The 23,723-nt window shown below is 71.1% G+C and carries 19 protein-coding genes; 18 read left to right on the top strand and 1 reads right to left on the bottom strand.

All coding sequences use genetic code 11. The features are described from left to right. The 14 genes from AB0912_RS25745 to AB0912_RS25680 all read left to right on the top strand — a co-directional run. A partial coding sequence (locus AB0912_RS25745) for a penicillin-binding protein 2 (protein WP_366703670.1) occupies positions 1 to 1,949 on the top strand: 1,949 nt, incomplete at its 5' end. A 57-nt stretch (positions 1,950 to 2,006) separates the two neighbouring features. After that, positions 2,007 to 3,674: a UDP-N-acetylmuramoyl-L-alanyl-D-glutamate--2,6-diaminopimelate ligase gene (locus tag AB0912_RS25740; RefSeq protein ID WP_366703668.1), complete on the top strand. Its 1,668-nt coding sequence runs from the start codon at positions 2,007 to 2,009 to the stop codon at positions 3,672 to 3,674. A 4-nt stretch (positions 3,675 to 3,678) separates the two neighbouring features. Continuing rightward, on the top strand, positions 3,679 to 5,085 hold the full coding sequence (gene murF, locus AB0912_RS25735) for a UDP-N-acetylmuramoyl-tripeptide--D-alanyl-D-alanine ligase (protein ID WP_366703666.1): 1,407 nt from the start codon (positions 3,679 to 3,681) through the stop codon (positions 5,083 to 5,085). Continuing rightward, positions 5,082 to 6,155, top strand: a complete 1,074-nt coding sequence (gene mraY / locus AB0912_RS25730; protein WP_366703664.1) for a phospho-N-acetylmuramoyl-pentapeptide-transferase — start codon at positions 5,082 to 5,084, stop codon at positions 6,153 to 6,155. The genes murF and mraY overlap by 4 nt, the downstream gene beginning before the upstream one ends. After that, on the top strand, positions 6,137 to 7,564 hold the full coding sequence (gene murD / locus AB0912_RS25725) for a UDP-N-acetylmuramoyl-L-alanine--D-glutamate ligase (protein WP_366703662.1): 1,428 nt from the start codon (positions 6,137 to 6,139) through the stop codon (positions 7,562 to 7,564). Before mraY ends, murD begins: the two co-directional genes overlap by 19 nt. A 68-nt stretch (positions 7,565 to 7,632) precedes the next feature. Further along, positions 7,633 to 8,997: a putative lipid II flippase FtsW gene (gene ftsW, locus AB0912_RS25720; protein WP_366703660.1), complete on the top strand. Its 1,365-nt coding sequence runs from the start codon at positions 7,633 to 7,635 to the stop codon at positions 8,995 to 8,997. A gap of 6 nt (positions 8,998 to 9,003) precedes the next feature. Next, on the top strand, positions 9,004 to 10,095 hold the full coding sequence (gene murG / locus AB0912_RS25715; RefSeq protein ID WP_366703658.1) for an undecaprenyldiphospho-muramoylpentapeptide beta-N-acetylglucosaminyltransferase: 1,092 nt from the start codon (positions 9,004 to 9,006) through the stop codon (positions 10,093 to 10,095). 107 nt (positions 10,096 to 10,202) lie between these two features. Then, positions 10,203 to 10,988, top strand: coding sequence for an FtsQ-type POTRA domain-containing protein (locus AB0912_RS25710; RefSeq protein ID WP_366703656.1), 786 nt, complete (start codon positions 10,203 to 10,205; stop codon positions 10,986 to 10,988). Positions 10,989 to 11,264: 276 nt separating this feature from the next. Next, positions 11,265 to 12,461 carry a cell division protein FtsZ gene (gene ftsZ / locus AB0912_RS25705; RefSeq protein WP_366703654.1) on the top strand — a complete coding sequence of 399 codons (1,197 nt, stop codon included), beginning with the start codon at positions 11,265 to 11,267 and terminating at the stop codon, positions 12,459 to 12,461. Further along, the gene (pgeF, locus tag AB0912_RS25700) at positions 12,458 to 13,195 is read left to right on the top strand and encodes a peptidoglycan editing factor PgeF (RefSeq protein WP_366703652.1); all 738 of its coding nucleotides are present in this window, start codon (positions 12,458 to 12,460) and stop codon (positions 13,193 to 13,195) included. The genes ftsZ and pgeF overlap by 4 nt, the downstream gene beginning before the upstream one ends. A gap of 6 nt (positions 13,196 to 13,201) precedes the next feature. After that, positions 13,202 to 13,921: a YggS family pyridoxal phosphate-dependent enzyme gene (locus tag AB0912_RS25695; RefSeq protein WP_366703649.1), complete on the top strand. Its 720-nt coding sequence runs from the start codon at positions 13,202 to 13,204 to the stop codon at positions 13,919 to 13,921. Positions 13,922 to 14,050: 129 nt separating this feature from the next. Continuing rightward, on the top strand, positions 14,051 to 14,692 hold the full coding sequence (sepF, locus tag AB0912_RS25690) for a cell division protein SepF (RefSeq protein WP_366703647.1): 642 nt from the start codon (positions 14,051 to 14,053) through the stop codon (positions 14,690 to 14,692). A 53-nt stretch (positions 14,693 to 14,745) separates the two neighbouring features. Continuing rightward, positions 14,746 to 15,030: a YggT family protein gene (locus AB0912_RS25685; RefSeq protein WP_028803186.1), complete on the top strand. Its 285-nt coding sequence runs from the start codon at positions 14,746 to 14,748 to the stop codon at positions 15,028 to 15,030. 46 nt (positions 15,031 to 15,076) lie between these two features. Further along, positions 15,077 to 16,288 (top strand): DivIVA domain-containing protein, encoded by a 1,212-nt coding sequence (locus AB0912_RS25680; protein WP_366703645.1) that lies wholly within the window; start codon positions 15,077 to 15,079, stop codon positions 16,286 to 16,288. A gap of 239 nt (positions 16,289 to 16,527) precedes the next feature. On the opposite strand, the gene ileS is transcribed toward AB0912_RS25680, so the two are convergent. Continuing rightward, complete coding sequence (gene ileS, locus AB0912_RS25675; RefSeq protein WP_366703643.1) at positions 16,528 to 19,671, bottom strand: isoleucine--tRNA ligase; 3,144 nt, start codon at positions 19,669 to 19,671, stop codon at positions 16,528 to 16,530. Between the two features lie 582 nt (positions 19,672 to 20,253). Here ileS and AB0912_RS25670 point away from each other — a divergent pair. From AB0912_RS25670 to AB0912_RS25655, 4 genes are all read left to right on the top strand, one after another. Further along, positions 20,254 to 21,219 (top strand): TraR/DksA C4-type zinc finger protein, encoded by a 966-nt coding sequence (locus AB0912_RS25670; protein ID WP_366703641.1) that lies wholly within the window; start codon positions 20,254 to 20,256, stop codon positions 21,217 to 21,219. A gap of 99 nt (positions 21,220 to 21,318) precedes the next feature. Further along, complete coding sequence (lspA, locus tag AB0912_RS25665) at positions 21,319 to 21,993, top strand: signal peptidase II (RefSeq protein ID WP_366703639.1); 675 nt, start codon at positions 21,319 to 21,321, stop codon at positions 21,991 to 21,993. A gap of 119 nt (positions 21,994 to 22,112) precedes the next feature. Beyond that, positions 22,113 to 23,057, top strand: coding sequence for an RluA family pseudouridine synthase (locus AB0912_RS25660; protein ID WP_366703637.1), 945 nt, complete (start codon positions 22,113 to 22,115; stop codon positions 23,055 to 23,057). After that, positions 23,054 to 23,563 carry a GNAT family N-acetyltransferase gene (locus AB0912_RS25655; RefSeq protein ID WP_366703635.1) on the top strand — a complete coding sequence of 170 codons (510 nt, stop codon included), beginning with the start codon at positions 23,054 to 23,056 and terminating at the stop codon, positions 23,561 to 23,563. The genes AB0912_RS25660 and AB0912_RS25655 overlap by 4 nt, the downstream gene beginning before the upstream one ends. The last annotated feature ends 160 nt before the right edge of the window (positions 23,564 to 23,723 follow it).

Here is a 23,723-nt window from a genome sequence, read left to right as displayed (position 1 = left end):
CCCACGGCCCCCCCCCCCCCCCCGGCCCCCCCCCCCCCCCCCCGCGGCCCCCCCGGGCCGCCGGGCGCCCCCCCGCCCCCGCCCCCCGCCCCCGCCGCCGCCCGCCCGGGGGCGCCCCGGCCGGCCCGCGCGTCATCCGGCTCGGCAGCCCCCGGCCCCGGCTGCGCATGGTCAGCCTCGCGCTGACCCTGGTGATGATCGCGTTCGTCGTACGGCTCCTCCAGGTCCAGGCCGTCGACGCGAGCGCGTACGCCGCCAAGGCCGAGCAGAACCGGTATGTCGGGCGCACCCTGGCCGCCGTGCGCGGCGGGATCACCGACCGCGACGGTGTCGAACTGGCCACCAGCGTGGACGCGTACGACATCACCGCCGACCCGACGATGTTCACGCCGAAGGCCACCAAGGTGGCGGACGCGCCCGAGCAGGCCGCCGCGCTCCTCGGCCCGATCATCGGCCAGGACACCGACACCGTCGCCAAGAAGCTGCGCGCGAAGAACACCCGCTACACGCTCCTCGCGCACCGCCGCACCCCGCAGGTCTGGCAGCAGATCAAGGACCTGAAGAGCACGCTCGCCACCAAGGCGTCGACCGACAAGGGCACCGTCAACGTCCTCGCGGGCGTCCTCGCGGTCCCCGCCAGCAAGCGCGTGTACCCCAACGGCGACCTCGCCGCCGGGATACTGGGCTGGGTCAACGCCGACGGAAAGGGCGGCGGCGGCATCGAACAGCAGTTGAACAAGGAGCTGTCCGGCAAGGACGGCAAGATCCGCTACGCCCAGTCCGGGGGCCGTCAGGTGCCCACCGTCGGCTCCACCGAGACGCCCGCCGTGGCCGGTTCCGACGTCGAGCTGACCATCGACCGGGACATCCAGTGGGCCGCGCAGGACGCCATCACCGAGCAGGTGAAGAAGTCCCGGGCGGACCGCGGCTACGTGATCGTGCAGGACACCCGGACCGGCCAGGTCCTCGCCATGGCCAACTCGCCCGGCTTCGACCCCAACGACCTCACCCAGGCCAACTCCGCCGCCATGGGCAACGCGGCCCTCCAGGACGCCTACGAGCCCGGCTCCACCGCCAAGCTGATGTCGATGGCCGCCGTGCTCCAGGAGAACGCGGCCACCCCCGGAACCCATGTCGTGGTACCCAACCGGCTGCACCGCGGCGACCGGCTCTTCCAGGACGACGTCGACCACGCCACCTGGTACCTGACCCTCAACGGCGTCCTCGCCAAGTCGAGCAACATCGGCACCATTCTGGCGACCGGTCAGCTCGGCAAGACGCAGCAGGAGGCCAACCGGGTCCTCTACTCCTACCTGCGCAAGTTCGGCATCGGCAGCCACACCGGACTCGGCTTCCCCGGCGAGACGGCGGGCATCCTCGCCCGCCCGGACACCTGGTCGACCTCGCAGCAGTACACGATCCCCTTCGGCCAGGGCGTCTCCATCAACGCCATGCAGGCGGCGTCCGTCTACTCCACGATCGCCAACGGCGGCGTCCGGATCGCACCCACGCTGGTGCGCGGCACCAAGGGACCCGACGGCCGCTTCACCCCCGCCGCCGAACCCAAGAAGACCCGGGTCGTCAGCGAGAAGACGGCGAAGACCCTCGCGCAGATGCTGGAGTCCGTCGTCGACGACGAGCAGGGCACCGGCATCAAGGCCCGCATCCCCGGGTACCGGGTCGCGGGCAAGACCGGCACCGCCAACCGCGTGGACCCCGCCACCGGCAAGTACCACGGCTACACCTCGTCGTTCGCCGGGTTCGCCCCCGCCGACAAGCCCCGCGTCACCGTGTACTGCGCCATCCAGAACGCCACCAAGGGCAGCTACTACGGCGGCCAGATCTGCGGACCCGTCTACAAGCAGGTCATGGAGTTCGCGCTCAAGACCCTCCAGGTCCCGCCCACCGGCGCCCAGCCCGCCCGACTGCCCGTCACGTACACCCCGTGACCGCCCCCGACCGCACGCCCTGATCAGCCCCCACGCACAACGGACCAGGAACCACTCGTGACAACGATCACCCCGGACCCCGGGAACCGCTCCCCGGCGCAGGCCCCGCCGCCGCCCTCGCTTCGCCCCGGCGGGGGTGCGCCCGGTACGCTCACCGCCGTGCCACACGCTGATCAGTCCCAAACCCCCCAGAAGGGCGTTCCTGTGACATATCCGGGACCGCCGCGACCGGTCCACGTCTCCGCCACCCGCCTCGGAGAACTGGCCGATCAGCTCGGCGCCGAGCGGCCGGGCGAGGACGCGGAGGTCACCGGCATCACCCACGACTCCCGCGCGGTGCGCCCCGGTGACGTGTACGCCGCCCTGCCCGGCGCGCGGCTGCACGGCGCCGACTTCGTGACCCAGGCGGCCGGCCTCGGTGCCGTCGCCGTCCTCACCGACCCGACCGGCGCCGAGCGCGCCGCGGCCACCGGTCTGCCCGTCCTCGTGGTCGAGGACCCGCGCGGATCGATGGGCGAGCTGGCGGCCACCATCTACGGCCACCCGGGGCGCGATCTCCTGCAGATCGGCATCACCGGCACCTCCGGCAAGACCACCACCGCCTACCTGGTCGAGGGCGGTCTGAAGACCCTCCGCTCCACCGGGCTCATCGGCACGGTCGAGATGCGCATCGGCGACGAGCGCATCAAGTCGGAGCGCACCACGCCCGAAGCCACCGACCTCCAGGCCCTGTTCGCCGTCATGCGCGAGCGCGGGGTCGACTCGGTCGCCATGGAGGTCTCCAGCCACGCCCTGGTTCTCGGCCGGGTCGACGGCTGTGTCTTCGACATCGCCGTCTTCAACAACCTGAGCCCGGAACACATGGAGTTCCACTCCGGCATGGAGGACTACTTCCAGGCCAAGGCCCAGTTGTTCACCCCCGAGCGCAGCAGGCTCGGCGTGGTCAACCTCGACGACGAGTACGGCCGCCGGCTCACCCGGGAGGCGGGCGTCCCGGTCGTCACCTTCTCCGCCGAGGGCCACCCGGACGCCGACTGGCGCGCCGAGGACGTCGAAGTCGGCCCGATGGACTCGACGTTCACCGCCGTCGGCCCCAAGGGCGAGCGGATCACCGCCCGCTCGCCGCTCGCCGGCCCGTTCAACGTGGCGAACACCCTCGCCGCGATCGTCGCCCTCGCCGTCGCCGGGATCGACCCGCAGACCGCCGCCGACGGCATCGCCGCCGTCCCCGGCGTCCCGGGCCGCCTGGAGCGGGTGGACGAGGGCCAGCCGTACCTGGCCGTGGTCGACTACGCGCACAAGACGGACGCCGTCGAATCGGTGCTGCGCGCCCTGCGCAAGGTCACCGAGGGCAAGCTGCACGTGGTGCTCGGCTGCGGCGGCGACCGGGACACCACCAAGCGGAAGCCGATGGGCGCGGCCGTGGCCCGGCTCGCCGACACCGCCGTACTGACCTCGGACAACCCCCGCTCCGAGGACCCCCTCGCGATCCTCGCCACGATGCTCGCGGGCGCCGCCGAGGTGCCGGCGCACGAGCGCGGCGAGGTCCAGGTCTTCGAGGACCGGGCCGCCGCCATCGCCGCGGCCGTCGCGCGAGCAAAGCCGGGCGACACCGTCCTCATCGCCGGCAAGGGCCACGAACAGGGCCAGGACATCGCCGGGGTGGTACGTCCCTTCGACGACCGCCAGGTGCTTCGCGAAGCTATCCAGCAGACCCAGGGATGAACTTGTGATCGCCCTCTCTCTCGCCGAGATCGCAGCAGTCGTCGGCGGGCAGACGTACGACATACCGGATCCGGCGGTACAGGTCACCGGACCGGTCGTCCGGGACTCCCGTGAAGTGGAGCCCGGCAGCCTCTTCGTCGCCTTCGTCGGCGAACGCGTGGACGGCCACGACTACGCGGAGGCGGTGGTCGAGGCAGGCGCGGTCGCCGTCCTCGGCTCCCGCCCGGTCGGCGTGCCCGCCATCGTCGTCGACGACGTGCAGGCCGCGCTCGGCGCCCTCGCCCGCCATGTCGTGGAACGGCTCGGCGCCACCCTCGTCGCCCTCACCGGCTCCGCGGGCAAGACCAGCACCAAGGACCTGATCGCCCAGGTGCTGCGGACCAAGGCGCCGACCGTCTTCACCCCCGGCTCCCTCAACAACGAGATCGGGCTGCCCCTCACCGCGCTCAGCGCCACCGACGAGACCCGTTTCCTCGTCCTGGAGATGGGCGCCCGCGGCATCGGGCACATCCGCTACCTCACCGGGCTCACCCCGCCGAGGATCGGCCTCGTCCTCAACGTCGGCTCCGCCCACATCGGCGAGTTCGGCGGGCGCGAACAGATCGCGCAAGCAAAGGGCGAGATGGTCGAGAGCCTCCCCGAGGACGGCGCCGCGATCCTCAACGCCGACGACCCCCTCGTCCGCGCCATGGCCTCCCGCACCAAGGCACGCGTGCTCCTCTTCGGAGAGTCCGACGAAGCGGACGTACGCGCCGAGAACGTCCGCCTCACGGAGAACGGACAGCCCGCCTTCAGCCTTCGCACACCCTCCGGGTGCAGTGACGTGACCATGCGCCTGTACGGTGAGCACCACGTGTCGAACGCGCTCGCCGCGGCCGCCGTCGCCCATGAGCTGGGCATGTCCGCAGACGAGATCGCCCGTGCGCTCTCCGAGGCGGGCTCCCTCTCCCGGTGGCGGATGGAGGTCACCGAGCGTCCGGACGGCGTGACCATCGTCAACGACGCCTACAACGCGAACCCCGAGTCCATGCGAGCCGCCCTGCGCGCGCTCGCGTCGATGGGCAAGGGGCGGCGGACCTGGGCGGTGCTCGGCCAGATGGCCGAGCTGGGGGACGAGGCGCTCGCCGAGCACGACGCGGTCGGACGGCTTGCCGTCCGGCTCAATGTCGGCAAGCTCGTCGCGGTCGGGGGCAGGGAAGCGTCCTGGCTGCAACTGGGCGCATATAACGAGGGTTCGTGGGGTGAGGAGTCGGTGCACGTGTCCGACGCACAGGCGGCTGTCGACCTGTTGCGCAGCGAGCTGCGCCCGGGAGACGTCGTACTCGTGAAGGCGTCCAGGTCCGTCGGGCTGGAACGGGTGGCGCTCGCGCTGCTCTCCGACGGTGCCGAGGGTGAGGTTTCCGCCCGATGATGAAGCAGATCCTGTTCGCGGGAGTCATTGGCCTGTTCCTGACCCTGGTCGGCACTCCGCTGCTGATCAAGCTGCTGGCCCGCAAGGGCTACGGCCAGTACATCCGCGACGACGGCCCGCGCGAGCACCACAGCAAGCGCGGTACGCCGACCATGGGTGGTATCGCCTTCATCCTCGCGACGATCATCGCGTACTTCCTGTCGAAGGTGATCACGGGCTACACGCCCACCTTCTCCGGTCTGCTGGTGCTCGGCCTGATGGCCGGCATGGGCCTGGTGGGCTTCCTCGACGACTACATCAAGATCGTCAAGCGGCGTTCGCTCGGTCTGCGGGCCAAGGCGAAGATGGCCGGACAGCTCATCGTCGGCATCGGCTTCGCGGTGCTGGCGCTGATGTTCGCCGACAACCGCGGCAACACCCCGGCCTCCACGAAGCTCTCCTTCGTCCAGGACTTCGGCTGGTCCATCGGGCCGGTGCTGTTCGTGGTCTGGGCGCTGTTCATGATCCTCGCCATGTCGAACGGCGTGAACCTGACGGACGGTCTGGACGGCCTCGCCACCGGCGCCGCCACGATGGTCTTCGGCGCCTACACGTTCATCGGCGTCTGGCAGTTCCAGGAGTCCTGCGCCAACGCGGCGACCCTGACCAACCCGGCCGCCTGCTACGAGGTACGCGACCCGCTCGACCTGGCGGTCGTCGCCTCCGCCCTCATGGGCGCCTGCTTCGGCTTCCTGTGGTGGAACACCTCGCCCGCCAAGATCTTCATGGGCGACACCGGTTCGCTGGCCCTCGGCGGCGCGCTCGCCGGCCTCGCGATCTGCTCCCGCACGGAGATCCTGGTCGCCCTGCTCGGCGGCCTCTTCGTCCTCATCACCATGTCGGTGGTCATCCAGGTCGGCTCCTTCAAACTGACCGGGAAGCGCGTCTTCCGCATGGCCCCGCTGCAACACCACTTCGAACTCAAGGGGTGGTCCGAAGTCCTTGTCGTGGTCCGCTTCTGGATCATCCAGGGCATGTGCGTGATCGTCGGACTCGGCCTCTTCTACGCGGGATGGGCAGCCAAGAAGTGACCAACTGGCAGGGCAAGAACGTCACCGTCGCCGGCCTCGGCGTCTCCGGCATCCCGGCGGCCAGGGTGCTGCGCGGCCTCGGCGCGGCCGTCACGGTCGTCAACGACGGCGCCGACGACCGGGCCCGGGCGCAGGCCGCGGAACTGGAGGCGCTCGGCGTCACCGTGCGCCTCGGTGACGGCGACACCCTGCCCGAGGGCACCGAACTCGTCGTGACCGCGCCCGGCTGGCAGCCCGGCAAGCCGCTGTTCGCGGCGGCGGCCGCGGCGGGCGTCCCCGTCTGGGGCGACGTCGAACTCGCCTGGCGGCTGCGGGACCTGGACGGGCGGAAGCCCGCCCCCTGGCTCGCGGTCACCGGCACCAACGGCAAGACCACCACGGTCCAGATGCTCGCCTCCATCCTGAAGGCGGCGGGCCTGCGCACCGCGGCGGTCGGCAACATCGGCGTCTCCCTGCTCGACGCGGTCCTCGGCGAGCAGACCTACGACGTCCTCGCCGTCGAACTCTCCAGCTACCAGCTGCACTGGGCGCCCTCGCTGCGCGCGCACTCCGCCGCGGTGCTCAACCTCGCGCCGGACCACCTCGACTGGCACGGCTCCATGGAGGCGTACGCCGCCGACAAGGGCCGCGTCTACGAGGGCAATCGGGTCGCCTGCGTCTACAACGTGGCCGACAAGGCCACCGAGGACCTGGTGCGGGAGGCGGACGTAGAGGAGGGCTGCCGGGCGATCGGCTTCACCCTCGGCGCCCCCGGACCCTCCCAACTCGGCGTCGTGGACGGCATCCTGGTCGACCGCGCCTTCGTGGAGAACCGGCAGAAGAACGCCCAGGAACTGGCCGAGGTCTCCGACGTCCGGCCGCCCGCCCCGCACAACATCGCCAACGCCCTTGCCGCGGCGGCCCTGGCACGCGCCTACGGGGTGCCCGCCCGGGCCGTACGGGACGGGCTGCGGGACTTCACCCCCGACGCGCACCGCATCGCGCACGTCGCCGACGTGGACCAGGTCGCCTACGTGGACGACTCCAAGGCGACCAACACCCATGCCGCGGAAGCCTCCTTGGCGGCCTACGAGTCGATCGTGTGGATCGCCGGCGGTCTCGCCAAGGGCGCCACCTTCGACGAACTCGTAGCCAAGTCGGCGAAGCGGCTGCGCGGCGCGGTCCTGATCGGCGCGGACCGCGCGCTGATCCGCGAAGCCCTGGCGCGACACGCGCCGGAGGTACCGGTGGTCGACCTCGACCGGACCGACACTGGGGCGATGCTCGCGGCTGTCCAGGAGGCCAAGGGGCTCGCCCGCCCCGGGGACACGGTGCTGCTGGCGCCGGCCTGTGCGTCCATGGACATGTTCGCCAACTACAACAAGCGCGGTGACGCGTTCGCGGAGGCGGTTCGCGGACTCGGCGCCTGACCCGGCCGGCTCGCCGGGCGAACCTGGGAGGGACGGACGCGTGACTTCGCTGTGGCCCGGAGACGCCGATGCCGACTAGCCGTACCGGACGACCTCCCGTGCAGCGGGCGCCGCGGCGCCCCGCCGTCGCCCGCTCGCCCCACGACAACCCCGCGGCCCGCCTGGTCACCCGCGCCCGCAGGGCCTGGGACCGGCCGCTGACCGCGTACTACCTGATCCTCGGCGGCAGCCTGCTGATCACCGTGCTGGGCCTCGTGATGGTCTACTCGGCCTCGCAGATCACCGCGCTCCAGCTCTCGCTGCCCGGCTCCTACTTCTTCCGCAAGCAGTTCCTCGCCGCCCTGATCGGCGGGGTGCTGATGCTGGTCGCCTCGCGGATGCCGGTGAAGCTGCACCGCGCCCTGGCCTACCCGATGCTGGCGAGCGCCGTCTTCCTGATGGCCCTGGTCCAGGTGCCCGGGATAGGAGTCGCGGTCAACGGCAACCAGAACTGGATCTCGCTCGGCGGCTCCTTCCAGATCCAGCCCAGCGAGTTCGGCAAGCTCGCGCTCGTGCTGTGGGGCGCCGACCTGCTCGCCCGCAAACAGGACAAGCGGCTGCTGACCCAGTGGAAGCACATGCTGGTGCCGCTCGTGCCCGTCGCCTTCCTGCTGCTCGGCCTGATCATGCTCGGCGGCGACATGGGCACCGCGATCATCCTCACGGCCATCCTGTTCGGCCTGCTGTGGCTCGCGGGGGCGCCCACCCGGCTGTTCGTCGGGGTGCTGTCCGTCGCGCTCGCCATCGGCTTCATCCTGATCAAGACGAGCCCCAACCGCATGTCCCGGCTGGCCTGCATCGGCGCCACCGAACCCGGCCCGAACGACACCTGCTGGCAGGCCGTGCACGGCATCTACGCCCTCGCCTCCGGCGGGCTCTTCGGCTCCGGCCTCGGCGCCAGTGTGGAGAAATGGGGCCAACTGCCCGAAGCGCACACCGACTTCATCTTCGCCATCACCGGGGAGGAACTGGGCCTCGCGGGGACGCTGTCGGTCCTCGCCCTCTTCGCGGCTCTAGGCTATGCGGGTATCCGCGTGGCCGGACGCACGGAGGACCCCTTCGTGAGGTATGCCGCGGGAGGCGTGACCACCTGGATCACGGCGCAGGCCGTGATCAACCTCGGTGCGGTGCTCGGTCTGCTGCCGATCGCCGGAGTCCCGCTCCCGCTGTTCTCCTACGGGGGTTCCGCCCTGCTGCCGACCATGTTCGCCATCGGGCTCCTGATCGCCTTCGCGCGTGAGGACCCCGCTGCGCGGGCGGCACTCGCGATGCGGCAGACCCGCTTTGGCAGAAAGCGGGCTGCGGTGAGAGGCTCCGCGAGGGCCGCGGGGCCTCGGAGATGGAACACGATGCGACGGCGTGCCTCGGCGGCGCGTTCGTCCGGAGAGCGGTGAATTTCGGTGCATGTCGTACTCGCCGGCGGGGGGACCGCCGGCCACATCGAGCCCGCGCTCGCCCTCGCGGACGCCCTGCGCAGGCAGGACCCGACCGTGGGAATCACGGCCCTGGGCACGGAACGCGGACTTGAGACCCGACTCGTACCCGAGCGCGGCTACGAACTCGCGCTGATCCCCGCCGTACCCCTGCCACGCAAGCCCACCCCCGAACTGATCACCGTCCCCGGGCGGCTGCGCGGCACCATCAAGGCCGCCGAGCAGATCATGGAGCGCACCAAGGCGGACGCGGTCGTCGGCTTCGGCGGCTACGTGGCCCTGCCCGGCTATCTGGCGGCCAAGCGCCTCGGCGTGCCGATCGTCATCCACGAGGCCAACGCCCGCCCCGGGCTGGCCAACAAGATCGGCTCGCGCTACGCGGCCCAGGTCGCCGTCTCCACGCCCGACAGCAAGCTGCGCGGCGCGAGGTACATCGGCATCCCGCTGCGCCGCTCGATCGCCACCCTGGACCGCGCCGCGGTACGGCCCGAGGCGCGCGCCGCGTTCGGGCTCGACCCGAACCTGCCGACGCTCCTGGTGTCGGGCGGCTCGCAGGGCGCCCGCCGCCTCAACGAGGTGGTGCAGCAGGCCGCTCCGTACCTCCAGCAGGCCGGAATCCAGATCCTGCACGCGGTCGGCCCGAAGAACGAACTGCCGCAGGTGCACCAGATGCCGGGGATGCCCCCGTACATCCCGGTACCGTACGTGGACCGGATGGACCTCGCGTACGCCGCGGCGGACATGATGCTCTGCCGCGCGGGCGCGATGACCGTCGCCGAACTCTCCGCCGTCGGGCTCCCGGCCGCCTACGTCCCGCTGCCCATCGGCAACGGCGAACAGCGGCTCAACGCCCAGCCGGTGGTCAAGGCCGGCGGCGGACTGCTGGTCGACGACGCGGAACTGACCCCGCAGTGGGTCCAGCAGAACGTGCTGCCCGTACTCGCCGACCCGCACCGGCTGTACGAGATGTCCCGCGCCGCCAGCGAGTTCGGCCGCCGGGACGCCGACGACCTGCTCGTCGGCATGGTGTACGAGGCGATCGCCTCGCGCCACCGCTAGGGTCTGTTGCCTGGATCAGGCGGCGCCGGGACGCGGTGCCCTGCCCCGCGACCCGCCGCGTGATCCGGACGACGGGCCCTAGGACCGCATGAGGGAAGGCAGGGAGCGTGGCCGGACCGACGACCGCCGAGCGCGGTGAACGGCAGAAGCTGGAGTCCGGCCCGCCCCGGCCGCCCTTCCTCGGGCGGCTCCGCCGCCTGCGCAGGCTCCTCGTCCTCCTCCTCGCCGTGTCGGCGGCCGGCGGCGCGACCCTGTGGATTCTGTACGGTTCGCCCTGGTTGCGGGTGGAGCGCGTATCGGCCTCCGGCACCCGGGTCCTGACGCCAGGACAGGTACGCGAGGCCGCCGACGTCCCGGTCGGGGCCCCGCTGGTCTCCGTCGACACGGACGCCATCGAGGCCCGGCTGCGACGCGAACTCCCGCGCATCGACTCGGTGGACGTCGTCCGTTCCTGGCCGCACGGAATCAGCCTGCGGGTGACCGAGCGAACTCCGGTCCTGCTGATCGGAAAAGGCGCGAAGTTCGTCGAAGTGGACGACGAGGGCGTGCGGTTCGCCACCGTTTCCGACGCGCCCAAGGGCGTACCGGCACTGGAATTGGCCGTGGCCCGCCCCGAGTCGCTGCGCCGCTTCCCGACCGGCCGGCTGGTGCGCGAGGCGGTCCGGATCGCCGCCGACATTCCGCCCGCCGTCGCCCGCGACACCCGCGCGGTCACGGTTCGTTCCTACGACTCCGTCTCGCTGCGGCTGAAGGACGGCCGGACCGTGGAGTGGGGCAGCGACGAGAAGGGCCGCGCCAAGGCCAGAACACTCACCGCTCTCATGAAAGCGGCTCCGAAGGCCCGGCACTTCGACGTGAGTGCTCCCACCGCCCCTGCCTCGTCAGGGAGTTGACGCACATCTGTGCAGGCCAGCACCCTGGTTGGGCAGTGACATGGCTGATCACATAGGGTGAAAAGAAAAACGGGAGGTTCGGCGTGTTCGTTGAACGTGCGCCACTTGTCGACTTAGTGTCCTGTTCGGAAGAGTCCAAGGAACAGACACACTGGTAACCCTAAACTTCAGCGTTAGGGTTCGGGTCGGCGTTCGGACCGTCCCATTCGGCATCAGTCGTCGGATCGCGAACACCGCGAGGCGACGACACGTAACTCGAGGCGAGAGGCCTTCGACGTGGCAGCACCGCAGAACTACCTCGCAGTCATCAAAGTCATCGGTGTCGGCGGCGGTGGTGTCAATGCCATCAACCGGATGATCGAGGTCGGTCTCAAGGGCGTCGAGTTCATCGCCATCAACACCGACGCACAGGCGCTGTTGATGAGCGACGCCGACGTCAAGCTCGACGTCGGCCGGGAACTCACCCGCGGTCTCGGGGCCGGAGCCAATCCGGCCGTCGGCCGCAAGGCCGCCGAGGACCACCGCGAGGAGATCGAGGAGGTCCTCAAGGGGGCCGACATGGTCTTCGTGACCGCCGGTGAAGGCGGTGGCACGGGCACCGGCGGCGCTCCGGTCGTGGCGAACATCGCCCGCTCGCTCGGCGCCCTCACCATCGGCGTGGTCACCCGCCCCTTCACCTTCGAAGGCCGGCGCCGCGCCAACCAGGCGGAGGACGGCATCGCCGAACTCCGCGAAGAGGTCGACACCCTCATCGTCATCCCCAACGACCGGCTGCTGTCCATCTCGGACCGCCAGGTCTCGGTCCTCGACGCCTTCAAGTCGGCGGACCAGGTCCTGCTCTCCGGTGTGCAGGGCATCACCGACCTCATCACCACGCCCGGTCTGATCAACCTCGACTTCGCCGACGTCAAGTCCGTGATGTCCGAGGCGGGTTCGGCCCTGATGGGCATCGGCTCCGCCCGCGGCGACGACCGCGCGGTGGCCGCCGCCGAGATGGCGATCTCCTCGCCCCTGCTGGAGGCGTCCATCGACGGCGCCCGGGGCGTCCTGCTCTCCATCTCCGGCGGTTCCGACCTCGGCCTGTTCGAGATCAACGAGGCCGCCCAGCTCGTCAGCGAGGCCGCGCACCCCGAGGCCAACATCATCTTCGGCGCGGTCATCGACGACGCCCTCGGCGACGAGGTGCGGGTCACCGTCATCGCCGCCGGCTTCGACGGCGGCCAGCCGCCGGCCAAGCGGGACAACGTCCTCGGTTCGACCTCCGCCCGACGCGAGGAGCCCGCCCCGGCGCGCCCCGCCGAGAGCCGCCCGTCCTTCGGGTCGCTCGGCAGCGTCACCCCGAAGGAGGCCGCGCCGGAGCCGGCCGCCCCGGAGCCGGTCAGTGAGCTGCCCGTCTCCCCGCCGGTCCCGCCGTCCCGTTCCTACTCGGACAGCGCGGCCGAGGAACTGGACGTGCCGGACTTCCTGAAGTGATAGGACAGCGCTCCACAACGAGCACCGCGAGCGGCGCCCATTTCGCCTTCACCGACCGGTGGGGCGGGGTGAGCGCCGTTCCGTACGAGGAGCTGAACCTCGGCGGGGCGGTCGGCGACGACCCGGCGGCGGTACGCGCCAACCGGGGGCTGGCCGCGGGGGCGCTCGGGCTCGACGCGGCCCAGGTCGTCTGGATGAACCAGGTGCACGGCGCGGACGTGGCGGTGGTCGAGGGACCGCGGGACTCCGCGGAGATCCCCTCGGTCGACGCCCTCGTCACGACGCGGCGCGGACTGGCGCTCGCCGTGCTCACCGCCGACTGCACGCCCGTCCTGCTGGCCGATCCGGTCGCCGGGGTGGCCGCCGCCGCGCACGCGGGACGGCCGGGCATGGTCGCCGGCGTGGTGCCCGCCGCGGTCGCGGCCATGGTGGAGCGCGGCGCCGATCCGGACCGGATCGTCGCCCGCACCGGACCCGCCGTCTGCGGCCGGTGCTACGAGGTGCCGGACGCGATGCGCGCCGAGGTCGCCGCCGTCGAGCCGGCCGCGTACGCGGAGACGAGCTGGGGGACTCCCGCGGTCGACGTGACCGCCGGGGTGCACGCGCAGTTGGAACGGCTCGGCGTGCGCGACCGGGAGCAGTCGCCGGTCTGCACGATCGAGTCGGGGGACCACTTCTCGTACCGACGGGACCGCACCACCGGGCGGCTCGCGGGCTATGTCTGGCTGGACTGATGGGGCATGACGGACCGTAAGGCTCAACTCGCCGGGAATCTGGCGAAAGTGGAAGACCGCATCACGACGGCCTGCGCGAAGGCCGGGCGCAAGCGCGAAGAAGTGACCCTGATCGTGGTCACCAAGACGTATCCGGCGAGCGATGTGCGGATTCTCTCGGAACTCGGGGTGCGGCACGTCGCGGAGAACCGGGACCAGGACGCGGCACCCAAGGCCGCCGAATGCTCGGATCTGCCCCTGAAATGGCATTTTGTCGGCCAGTTGCAGACCAACAAGGTGCGTTCCGTGGTCGGTTACGCGGATCTCGTGCAGTCGGTCGACCGGGCGCGGCTCGTCACGGCCCTCTCGAAGGAGGCGGTGCGGGCGGAGCGCGAGATCGGGTGTCTGATCCAGGTCGCGCTCGACGCCGAGGAGAGCGGGCGGGGGGAGCGCGGCGGGGTGGGGACCGGCGGGATCGAGGAGTTGGGTGATCTCGTCGCCGCGGCTCCCGGACTCCGGCTCGACGGACTGATGACCGTCGCCCCGCTCACCGGTGAGTACGCGGGACGGCAACAGGCGGCGTTCGAGCGGCTGATGGATTTGTCGACTGTCCTGCGCCGGGCGCATCCGGCTGCGAACATGGTCTCCGCAGGGATGAGCTCGGACCTCGAACAGGCCGTGGCGGCCGGAGCGACACATGTACGCGTCGGTACTGCGGTACTCGGAGTCCGACCCAGGCTCGGGTAACGTCGCCAAGAAGTCGGACCACAGCAGAAAATATGGTCATTTCCGCCGCAGGCGGGCATAACGACCTCGTGGATCGCGGGCACTTGGCAGTTCGTCAGCCGATCCACCACAGAGCGGAGGACTCAGAGCATGGCCGGCGCGATGCGCAAGATGGCGGTCTACCTCGGCCTCGTGGAGGACGATGGGTACGACGGCAGGGGATTCGACCCCGACGACGACTTCGAGCCCGAGCTGGACCCGGAGCCCGAGCGGGACCGGCGACGGCACGAGTCGCACCACCAGCCACATCAGGCGCACCAGTCCCAACGGGACGAATCGGTACGAGTGGTGCAGCCCCCGGCGCCGCGTGACCCGGTGCCGCATTCCGCTTCGCTCGCCGCGGAGTCCGGCCGTCCGGCACGTATCGCCCCCGTGGCATCCATCACACAAGAACGCCAGCCCCTGGAGAAGAACGCCCCGGTGATCATGTCCAAGGTCGTGTCCGAACGAGAGCCGTACCGGATCACCACGCTGCACCCCCGGACCTACAACGAGGCCCGTACCATCGGGGAACACTTCCGTGAAGGCACCCCGGTGATCATGAATCTGACTGAGATGGATGACACAGACGCGAAGCGACTTGTCGACTTTGCGGCCGGTTTGGTGTTTGGTCTCCACGGCAGCATCGAGCGGGTGACGCAGAAGGTGTTCCTGTTGTCGCCTGCTAACGTCGATGTCACGGCGGAGGACAAGGCCCGCATCGCAGAGGGCGGGTTCTTCAACCAGAGCTGAGACGCAGGACCGGAACACCGCAGGGAAAACAGGGGAGAGGGAAGCACGGGATCATGAGCGTGGTCGGGCAGGTTCTCTACATCGCGCTGATGTGCTTCCTCATCGTGCTGATTTTCCGGTTGGTCATGGACTACGTCTTCCAGTTCGCCCGCTCATGGCAACCCGGCAAGGCGATGGTGGTCGTTCTGGAGGCCACCTACACTGTCACCGATCCACCGCTCAAGCTTCTGCGGCGGTTCATTCCGCCGCTGCGTCTCGGGGGCGTGGCGCTTGACCTGTCCTTCTTCGTACTGATGATCATCGTCTACATCCTGATCTCCGTCGTGAGCCGGCTGTGAACGATACGGTCTTGCCGAATGCCGACGACTACGTTGAGGTGAAGAGATGCCGTTGACCCCCGAGGACGTGCGGAACAAGCAGTTCACGACCGTCCGCCTCCGAGAAGGCTATGACGAGGACGAGGTCGATGCCTTCCTCGATGAGGTCGAAGCCGAACTGACGCGCCTGCTCCGCGAGAACGAGGACCTGCGCGCCAAGCTGGCCGCTGCCACGCGCGCGGCCGCGCAGAACCAGCAGCAGCAGGGGATGCGCAAGCCGCCCGAGCAGCAGGACCAGCAGCAGCAGGGTCCGCCGCAGGGTATGCGCGGCGGCCCCGGCGCCCCCGTGCCCGCCGGGATATCGGGCCCGCCGCAGCAGCAGATGGGCGGCCCCATGGGTGGCCCGCCCCAGCTGCCGAGCGGTGCCCCGCAGCTTCCCGCCGGTCCCAGCGGCCAGGGCGGCCAGCAGGGTCAGGGCGGTCCGATGGGCCAGGGCCCCATGGGTCAGGGTCCGATGGGCCAGGGCCCCATGGGCCAGGGTGGTCCGATGGGCCAGGGCGGCCCGATGGGTCAGGGACCCGGCCAGATGCAGCAGATGCAGCAGATGGGCGGCCCGATGGGCGGTCCCATGGGTGGCCCCATGGGCGGTCACGGTCCGCAGATGCCGCAGCAGGGCCCCGGTGGCGACAGCGCCGCCCGTGTTCTGTCGCTGGCCCAGCAGACCGCCGACCAGGCGATCGCCGAGGCCCGTTCCGAGGCCAACAAGATCGTCGGCGAGGCCCGCAGCCGCGCCGAGGGTCTGGAGCGCGACGCCCGTGCCAAGGCCGACGCCCTGGAGCGGGACGCGCAGGAGAAGCACCGCGTCGCGATGGGCTCCCTGGAGTCCGCCCGCGCCACGCTGGAGCGCAAGGTCGAGGACCTGCGCGGCTTCGAGCGCGAGTACCGCACGCGGCTGAAGTCCTACCTGGAGTCGCAGCTCCGGCAGCTCGAGACGCAGGCGGACGACTCGCTCGCCCCGCCGCGCACTCCGGCCACGGCCTCCCTGCCGTCGTCCTCCGCGCCCTCCATGGCTCCCGCGGGCGCCGGTGCCCCGTCCTACGGCGGCGGCAACCAGGGCATGGGTGGCCCGGCTCCGGCCGCGCCGTCCTACGGCGGACAGCAGCAGATGTCCCCGGCGATGACCCAGCCGATGGCTCCGGTGCGGCCCCAGGGCCCGTCGCCGATGCAGCAGGCGCCCTCGCCGATGCGCGGGTTCCTCATCGACGAGGACGACAACTGACGGCCTTGAGTACGCCTTAGGCGTCGGCAGCGTTCAGGGCGGAGCCCCCGGTTCATCCGGGGGCTCCGCCCTTTTGCGCCCTCCGGGCCCGGCGCCGGTCGCACGCGCGTCCCGAACGGGGTTGCCGGGGCGGGCGCTTGTGCGGGGGACGCGACGCCGAAGGCCCGGGTCCGCCAGGAACTCCTGGCGGACCCGGGCCTTCGGTCCGTAAGCCTCGGCGGGGTCCCGCCGAGAGGGTGTTACGCCTTGCGGAGGCGGAACGTGAGGGACAGGCCCTCGTCGGTGAACGGCTCGCCGTAGCCGCCGTCGGCCTCGCCCTGCGCGAAGTCGGTGGCGAGCACCTCGTCGGAGATGAGCGGCGCGTGCTCGGCGAGGGCCGCGATGACCGCCGGGTCGGTGGAGGTCCAGCGGAGCGCGATGCGGTCGGCGACGTCCAGGCCGCTGTTCTTGCGGGCCTCCTGGATCAGCCGGATCGCGTCACGGGCGAGGCCCGCCTGACGCAGCTCCTCGGTGATCTCCAGGTCGAGGGCGACCGTCGCACCGGAGTCGGACGCGACGGACCAGCCCTCGCGCGGGGTCTCCGTGATGATGACCTCGTCCGGCGCCAGCGTCACGGTCTCGCCGTCCACCTCGACCGACGCGGTGCCCTCGCGCAGGGCGAGGGAGAGCGCGGCGGCGTCGGTCTCGGCGATGGCCTTCGCGACCGCCTGGACGCCCTTGCCGAACCGCTTGCCCAGCGCGCGGAAGTTCGCCTTGGCGGTCGTGTCGACGAGTGAGCCGCCGACCTCGGAGAGCGATGCGAGGGAACTCACGTTCAGTTCCTCGGTGATCTGCGCGTGCAGCTCGCGGTCGAGCGACTCGAAGCCGGTCGCCGCGACCAGCGCGCGCGACAGCGGCTGGCGCGTCTTGACACCGGACTCCGCGCGGGTGGCCCGGCCCAGTTCCACGAGCCGGCGCACCAGCAGCATCTGCCGGGACAGCTCCGGGTCGATCGCGGACAGGTCCGCCTCCGGCCACGACGACAGGTGGACCGACTCGGGCGCGTCCGGCATGACCGGGACGACCAGGTCCTGCCAGACCCGCTCGGTGATGAACGGGGTCAGCGGGGCCATCAGTCGCGTGACCGTCTCCACGACCTCGTGCAGGGTGCGCAGCGCGGCCTTGTCGCCCTGCCAGAAGCGGCGACGGGACCGGCGTACGTACCAGTTGGAGAGGTCGTCGACGAACGCCGACAGGAGCTTTCCGGCGCGCTGGGTGTCGTACGCCTCCAGGGCCTGCGTCACCTGGTCGGTGAGCGCGTGCAGTTCGGACAGCAGCCAGCGGTCCAGGACCGGGCGGTCGGCCGGGGCCGGGTCGGCCGCGCTCGGCGCCCAGTCGGCGGTGCGGGCGTACAGGGCCTGGAAGGCGACGGTGTTCCAGTAGGTGAGGAGCGTCTTGCGGACGACCTCCTGGATCGTGCCGTGGCCCACCCGCCGGGCCGCCCACGGGGAGCCGCCGGCCGCCATGAACCAGCGCACGGCGTCGGCTCCGTGCTGGTCCATCAGCGGGATCGGCTGCAGGATGTTGCCCAGGTGCTTGGACATCTTGCGGCCGTCCTCGGCGAGGATGTGGCCGAGGCACACGACGTTCTCGTACGAGGACTTGTCGAACACCAGGGTGCCGATGGCCATCAGCGTGTAGAACCAGCCGCGGGTCTGGTCGATGGCCTCGCTGATGAACTGCGCCGGGTAGCGGCTCTCGAACAGCTCCTTGTTCTTGTACGGGTAGCCCCACTGCGCGAACGGCATCGAACCCGAGTCGTACCAGGCGTCGATGACCTCCGGCACGCGGGTCGCCGTCAGGCCGCAGCCGTCCTGCGGGCACGCGAAGGTGACGGCGTCGATGAACGGACGGTGCGGGTCCAGCTCCGACTGGTCGGTGCCGGTCAGCTCGGACAGCTCGGCGCGCGAGCCGACGCAGGTCAGGTGTCCCTCCTCGCAGCGCCACAGCGGGAGCGGGGTGCCCCAGTAGCGGCTGCGGGACAGCGCCCAGTCGATGTTGTTGTTGAGCCAGTCGCCGAAGCGGCCGTGCTTGACGGACTCCGGGAACCAGTTGGTCTGCTCGTTCTCCTCCAGGAGACGGTCCTTGACGGCCGTCGTGCGGATGTACCAGGACGGCTGCGCGTAGTACAGCAGTGCCGTGTGGCAGCGCCAGCAGTGCGGGTAACTGTGCTCGTACGGCACGTGCTTGAAGAGCAGGCCGCGGCTCTGGAGGTCCTCGGTGAGCTTTTCGTCCGCCTTCTTGAAGAAGACACCGCCCACGAGGGGGACGCTCTCCTCGAAGGTGCCGTTCGGGCGGATCGGGTTGACCACGGGCAGGCCGTACGCGCGGCACACCTTGAGGTCGTCCTCACCGAAGGCGGGGGACTGGTGGACCAGGCCCGTACCGTCCTCGGTCGTCACGTACTCGGCGTTGACCACGAAGTGGGCGGTCTCGGGGAACTCGATCAGCTCGAACGGACGTTGATACGTCCAGCGCTCCATCTCGGCGCCCGTGAAGGACTCGCCCGTGGGCTCCCAGCCCTCGCCGAGCGCCTTCTCGACGAGCGGCCGCGCGACGACGAGCCGCTCCTCGCCGTTCGTCACCACGACATAGGTGACGTCCGGGTGGGCGGCGACGGCGGTGTTGGAGACCAGCGTCCACGGCGTGGTCGTCCACACCAGGAGCGCGGCACGGCCGGCCAGCGGACCGGAGGTGAGCGGGAAACGGACGTACACGGAGGGGTCGACGATCGTCTCGTAGCCCTGCGCCAGCTCGTGGTCCGACAGGCCCGTCTCGTCACGCGGGCACCAGGGGGCCACTCGGTAGTCCTGGACCAGCAGGCCCTTGTCGAAGATCTGCTTGAGCGACCACCACACGGACTCGATGTACTCGGGGTCCATGGTCCGGTAGGCGTCGTCCAGGTCGACCCAGTAGCCCATGCGGTTCGTCAGGTCGGTGAAGGCGTCGGTGTGCCGGGTCACCGACTCGCGGCACTTGGCGTTGAACTCGGCGATGCCGTACGCCTCGATGTCCTGCTTGCCGGTGAAGCCCAGCTCCTTCTCCACCGCCAGCTCCACCGGCAGGCCGTGGCAGTCCCAGCCGGCCTTGCGCGCCACGTGGTAGCCGCGCATGGTGCGGAAGCGCGGGAAGACGTCCTTGAAGACGCGCGCCTCGATGTGGTGGGCGCCCGGCATGCCGTTGGCGGTGGGCGGACCTTCGTAGAACACCCACTCGGGCCGGCCCTCGGACTGGTCGAGGCTCTTGGCGAAGATCTTCTGCTCACGCCAGAAGTCGAGCACGGCGTGCTCAAGGGCGGGCAGGTCGACCTGGGCGGGCACCTGGCGGTACGTCGGCGCTGTCATCGGCGAGCTTCCTCCAACGGACTTTCTGCCTTCCGTCGGAGGGACGAGAGCCGTGTTGCTACGGACGCCGTGTGCGGCGCGCTCCCGCGGTACCACCCTCCTTGGCCCGCCCGTGCGCCGTTCGCACCGGTGAGCCCCCTCATTGGGGTCGCGATGCCGGGTCTACTGACCCCTCGGGGGGTGTTCTGCCGGCGGCTCCGGGGTGATCTTCACGTCGCGCTGACCCCCGGGCTTCCACCGTCCCCGGGTCGCTCCTGGCCGCGTACGCCGCTACTCGTCCCCATCCACGCTTCTCGCTCCGCCCAGTGTACGGCGCGCCGGGGACAGCGGCCGACCGGTTTTCCGGGCACCGCCGTGGCCTGCGCGGTGACCCGAATGGCGCGGGTGCCGCGTCCGGATCCCGGGACACCGGTTCTGGCGGATTACCGGGCGGGGAGCTGGGCACAACGCTTGCATGCCTGCCGCGCGGGACTCGCGGGGCCGGCGATGCGCGGGCGTGCCCCGTTGCCGCGGGCCAGAAGTCGATTTATCGTCCCAGCACGACGCGCGAGCAAGATCACAAAATGTGAAGGGGCCGCGGCCATGGTGGCGAAGAAGACCGCCGTACAGCAGTCGGCGTCCGGAAGATCCACGGGTTCGGCGGCCAGGACCTCTGCCGGGAAGAAGGCGGTGGCCAAGAAGGCCGGCGCCGCGAAGAAGGCGCCTGCCACGACCGGTACCGCCGAGAAGGCGCCCCCCAAGAAGGCCACCGCCAACAAGACGCCCGCGAAGAAGGCACCCGCCAAGAAGACGCCTGCCGAGAAGGTGGCCGCCGAAAAGAAGCCTGCCGAAAAGACGTCTGCCAAGAAGGTGGCCGCCGGGAAGACTCCTGCCGAGAAGGCCGCGGTCATGAAGGACACCGCCAAGGACACCGCCAAGACGACCGCCAGGAAGCAGGCGTCGGGGAAGACCGCGGGCGGGAAGAGCGCGGGTACGGCGGGGAAGAGCACCAGCACGGCCAAGAAGACGGCCGCGTCCGCGGCCGAGGGCGCGGCGAAGGCCGCGGAGACGACGGGAGCCACGACGGTGGTTGCGAAGAAGACCCCTGGCACGGCCACGGCCGCGAAGAAGGCCACCGCGGTTCCCAAGGCGCGGCTCGCCGCGCCGGAGTCCGGCGAACTCGCCGTACGCCCCGGGGAGGACCCCTGGACCCCGGAGGAGGTCGAGGAGGCCCGCGCGGAGCTGCAGTCCGAGGCGCTGCGGCTGAGCGCCGAGATCACGTCCTCCGAGGCCGCCCTCGCCGGCCTGATGCGCGACTCCGGGGACGGCGCGGGCGACGACGAGGCCGACACCGGTACGAAGAACATCACGCGCGAGCACGAGATGGCCCTCAACTCCAACGCGCGCGAGATGCTGGAGCAGACCGAGCGTGCCCTGCAACGCCTCGACGCGGGCACCTACGGGCTCTGCGAGAACTGCGGCAACGCCATCGGCAAGGCCAGGATGCAGGCATTCCCGCGCGCCACGCTGTGCGTCGAGTGCAAGCAGAAGCAGGAACGCCGGCACTGAGAACCGCGCGCGGCGTGGGGCCTCCTGAGCACGTGGGCCCGCGGGGGTGTGCCGTACCCTCGTCCTCAGTCAGGAACCTAGGTCGAGGGACTCACTCACGTGGCAGAGGCGGAGCGCATCATCGGTACGCCGGGCATCCCGGGGGCGGCGGCTGCCGAGCCGGAGCAGTCCGGCAAGAACGCGGCGCCGGGGGACCGGCCCGGCGGCGACGGAGCGGCCCCGGCCGGGCGGCCCGCCGAGGAGTCCGCCACGGGCTCTGGATCGGACCAGGCGCAGGAGCGGCCCAAGGGCAGGCGCAAGGTCGCCGTGCTCTTCTCGGTGGCCGCGCTGGCGTACGCCCTCGACCTGGTCAGCAAGATGATCGTGGTGGCCAAGCTGGAGCACCACGACTCGATCGGGATCATCGGGGACTGGCTCAAGTTCGAGGCGATCCGCAACGCGGGCGCGGCCTTCGGCTTCGGAGAGGCGTTCACGGTGATCTTCACGGTGATCGCCGCCGCGGTGATCGTCGTCATCGCCCGGCTCGCCCGCAAGCTGTACAGCGTGCCGTGGGCCATCGCGCTCGGCCTGCTGCTCGGCGGCGCGCTCGGCAACCTGACCGACCGGATCTTCCGCTCGCCGGGCGTCTTCAAGGGCGCGGTCGTCGACTTCATCGCCCCCAAGCACTTCGCCGTCTTCAACCTGGCGGACTCGGCGATCGTCTGCGGCGGCATCCTGATCGTGCTGCTGTCCTTCCGGGGCCTCGACCCGGACGGCACGGTCCACAAGGACTGAGGGCGGGCGCGGGCCGCGGAGTCCGGAGGGTGCTTTCCCGGGGGCTTCCGGGGACGTCGCGGGTACGGGTGTTCGGGCCGTGGTCCGGGGGTGTCCGGGGCGTCCGGCATACTCGACGGGTGAGCACCATTCCCGAGATCCGCACCCTGCCCGTGCCCGACGGCCTGGAGGGCGAGCGTGTCGACGCCGCCATCTCCCGCATGTTCGGCTTCTCCCGCACCAAGGCCGCGGAGCTTGCCGCGGCGGGGAAGGTCTCGGTCGACGGCTCGGTGGTCGGCAAGTCCGAGCGGGTGCACGGCGGCGCCTGGCTGGAGGTCGAGATGCCGCAGGCCCCGGCCCCCGTGCAGATCGTCGCCGAGCCCGTCGAGGGCATGGAGATCGTCCACGACGACGATGACGTGGTGGTGATCGTCAAGCCCGTCGGCGTGGCCGCCCACCCCAGCCCCGGCTGGACCGGCCCGACCGTCATCGGCGGCCTGGCCGCCGCCGGCTACCGGATCTCCACCTCCGGCGCGGCCGAGCGCCAGGGCATCGTGCACCGCCTGGACGTGGGCACCTCGGGCCTGATGGTCGTCGCCAAGTCGGAGTACGCGTACACCTCGCTCAAGCGCCAGTTCAAGGAGCGCACGGTTGACAAGCGCTACCACGCGCTCGTGCAGGGGCACCCGGACCCGACCAGCGGCACCATCGACGCGCCCATCGGCCGGCACCCGAACCACGACTACAAGTGGGCGGTCACCGCCGAGGGCAAGCCCTCCGTCACGCACTACGACCTGATCGAGGCGTTCCGCGCCGCCTCCCTGCTCGACATCAAGCTGGAGACCGGGCGCACCCACCAGATCCGCGTCCACATGTCGGCCCACCGCCACCCCTGTGTCGGCGACCTGACCTACGGCGCGGACCCCACCCTCGCCAAGCGCCTCGGCCTCACCCGCCAGTGGCTGCACGCCAAGCGCCTCGGCTTCGAGCACCCCGGCGACGGCCGGTGGGTCGAGTTCGAGAGCGAGTACCCCGAGGACCTCCAGCGGGCCCTCGACAAGGTCCGTGAGGAGAGCTACGCGTGACGGCCCCGGAGAGCACGGGGACCGGTTCCCCCGCGAGGGCGGACGGCTCGTACGCGGTGCGGGTCGCCGAGGACGCCGCCGACCGCGAGGCCTGCTTCCGGGTCCGCAAGGACGTCTTCGTCGCCGAGCAGGGCGTCCCGGAGGACATCGAGTACGACGCGTACGACGCGGGGGCCCTGCATGTGCTGGCGGTCCGCGCGGACGGCGTACCGCTCGGCACCGGGCGGCTCCTGTACGGCCCGGAGGCGGCGGCCAAGACCGGCGGGGACGCGAGCGTGGGCTCCCTCGGGCGGCTCGCCGTGACGCGCGCCGCGCGCGGGCTCGGGGTCGGTGCCGCGCTCGTGCGCGCCATCGAGGACGCGGCACGCGCGCGTGGCCTGGGCGCGGTGGACCTGCACGCGCAGACCCACGCCCTCGGCTTCTACGAGCGGCTCGGATACGTCGCCTACGGGCCCGAGTTCCCCGACGCCGGCATCCCGCACCGCGCGATGCGCAAGCCCCTGTGACGCGGGGTCTGTGACGCGGGGTCTGTGGCACCGGCCCGTGGCACCGCGCCTGTGACGCGGGCGCCTGTGACGCGGGCCCCGGGATGCGCGACCCTGTGACCCCGGCCCCCGGGACGCGGTGCTCTGTGACGTAAGCCCCAGTGACGCAAGGCTCCGCGAG

The sequence above is a fragment of the Streptomyces sp. NPDC007084 genome (genome assembly GCF_040703595.1).
Classification (GTDB): domain Bacteria; phylum Actinomycetota; class Actinomycetes; order Streptomycetales; family Streptomycetaceae; genus Streptomyces.
This window is presented reverse-complemented; position numbering and strand designations above follow the sequence as displayed.

Excerpts from the sequence above, each read along its gene's own strand:
- mraY (WP_366703664.1), top strand. The coding sequence starts at position 5,082 with ATGATGAAGCAGATCCTGTTCGCGGGAGTCATTGGCCTGTTCCTGACC.
- murD (WP_366703662.1), top strand. The coding sequence starts at position 6,137 with ATGGGCAGCCAAGAAGTGACCAACTGGCAGGGCAAGAACGTCACCGTC.
- ftsW (WP_366703660.1), top strand. The coding sequence starts at position 7,633 with ATGCCGACTAGCCGTACCGGACGACCTCCCGTGCAGCGGGCGCCGCGG.
- AB0912_RS25695 (WP_366703649.1), top strand. The coding sequence starts at position 13,202 with ATGACGGACCGTAAGGCTCAACTCGCCGGGAATCTGGCGAAAGTGGAA.
- sepF (WP_366703647.1), top strand. The coding sequence starts at position 14,051 with ATGGCCGGCGCGATGCGCAAGATGGCGGTCTACCTCGGCCTCGTGGAG.
- AB0912_RS25685 (WP_028803186.1), top strand. The coding sequence starts at position 14,746 with ATGAGCGTGGTCGGGCAGGTTCTCTACATCGCGCTGATGTGCTTCCTC.
- AB0912_RS25680 (WP_366703645.1), top strand. The coding sequence starts at position 15,077 with ATGCCGTTGACCCCCGAGGACGTGCGGAACAAGCAGTTCACGACCGTC.
- ileS (WP_366703643.1), bottom strand. The coding sequence starts at position 19,671 with ATGACAGCGCCGACGTACCGCCAGGTGCCCGCCCAGGTCGACCTGCCC.
- AB0912_RS25670 (WP_366703641.1), top strand. The coding sequence starts at position 20,254 with ATGGTGGCGAAGAAGACCGCCGTACAGCAGTCGGCGTCCGGAAGATCC.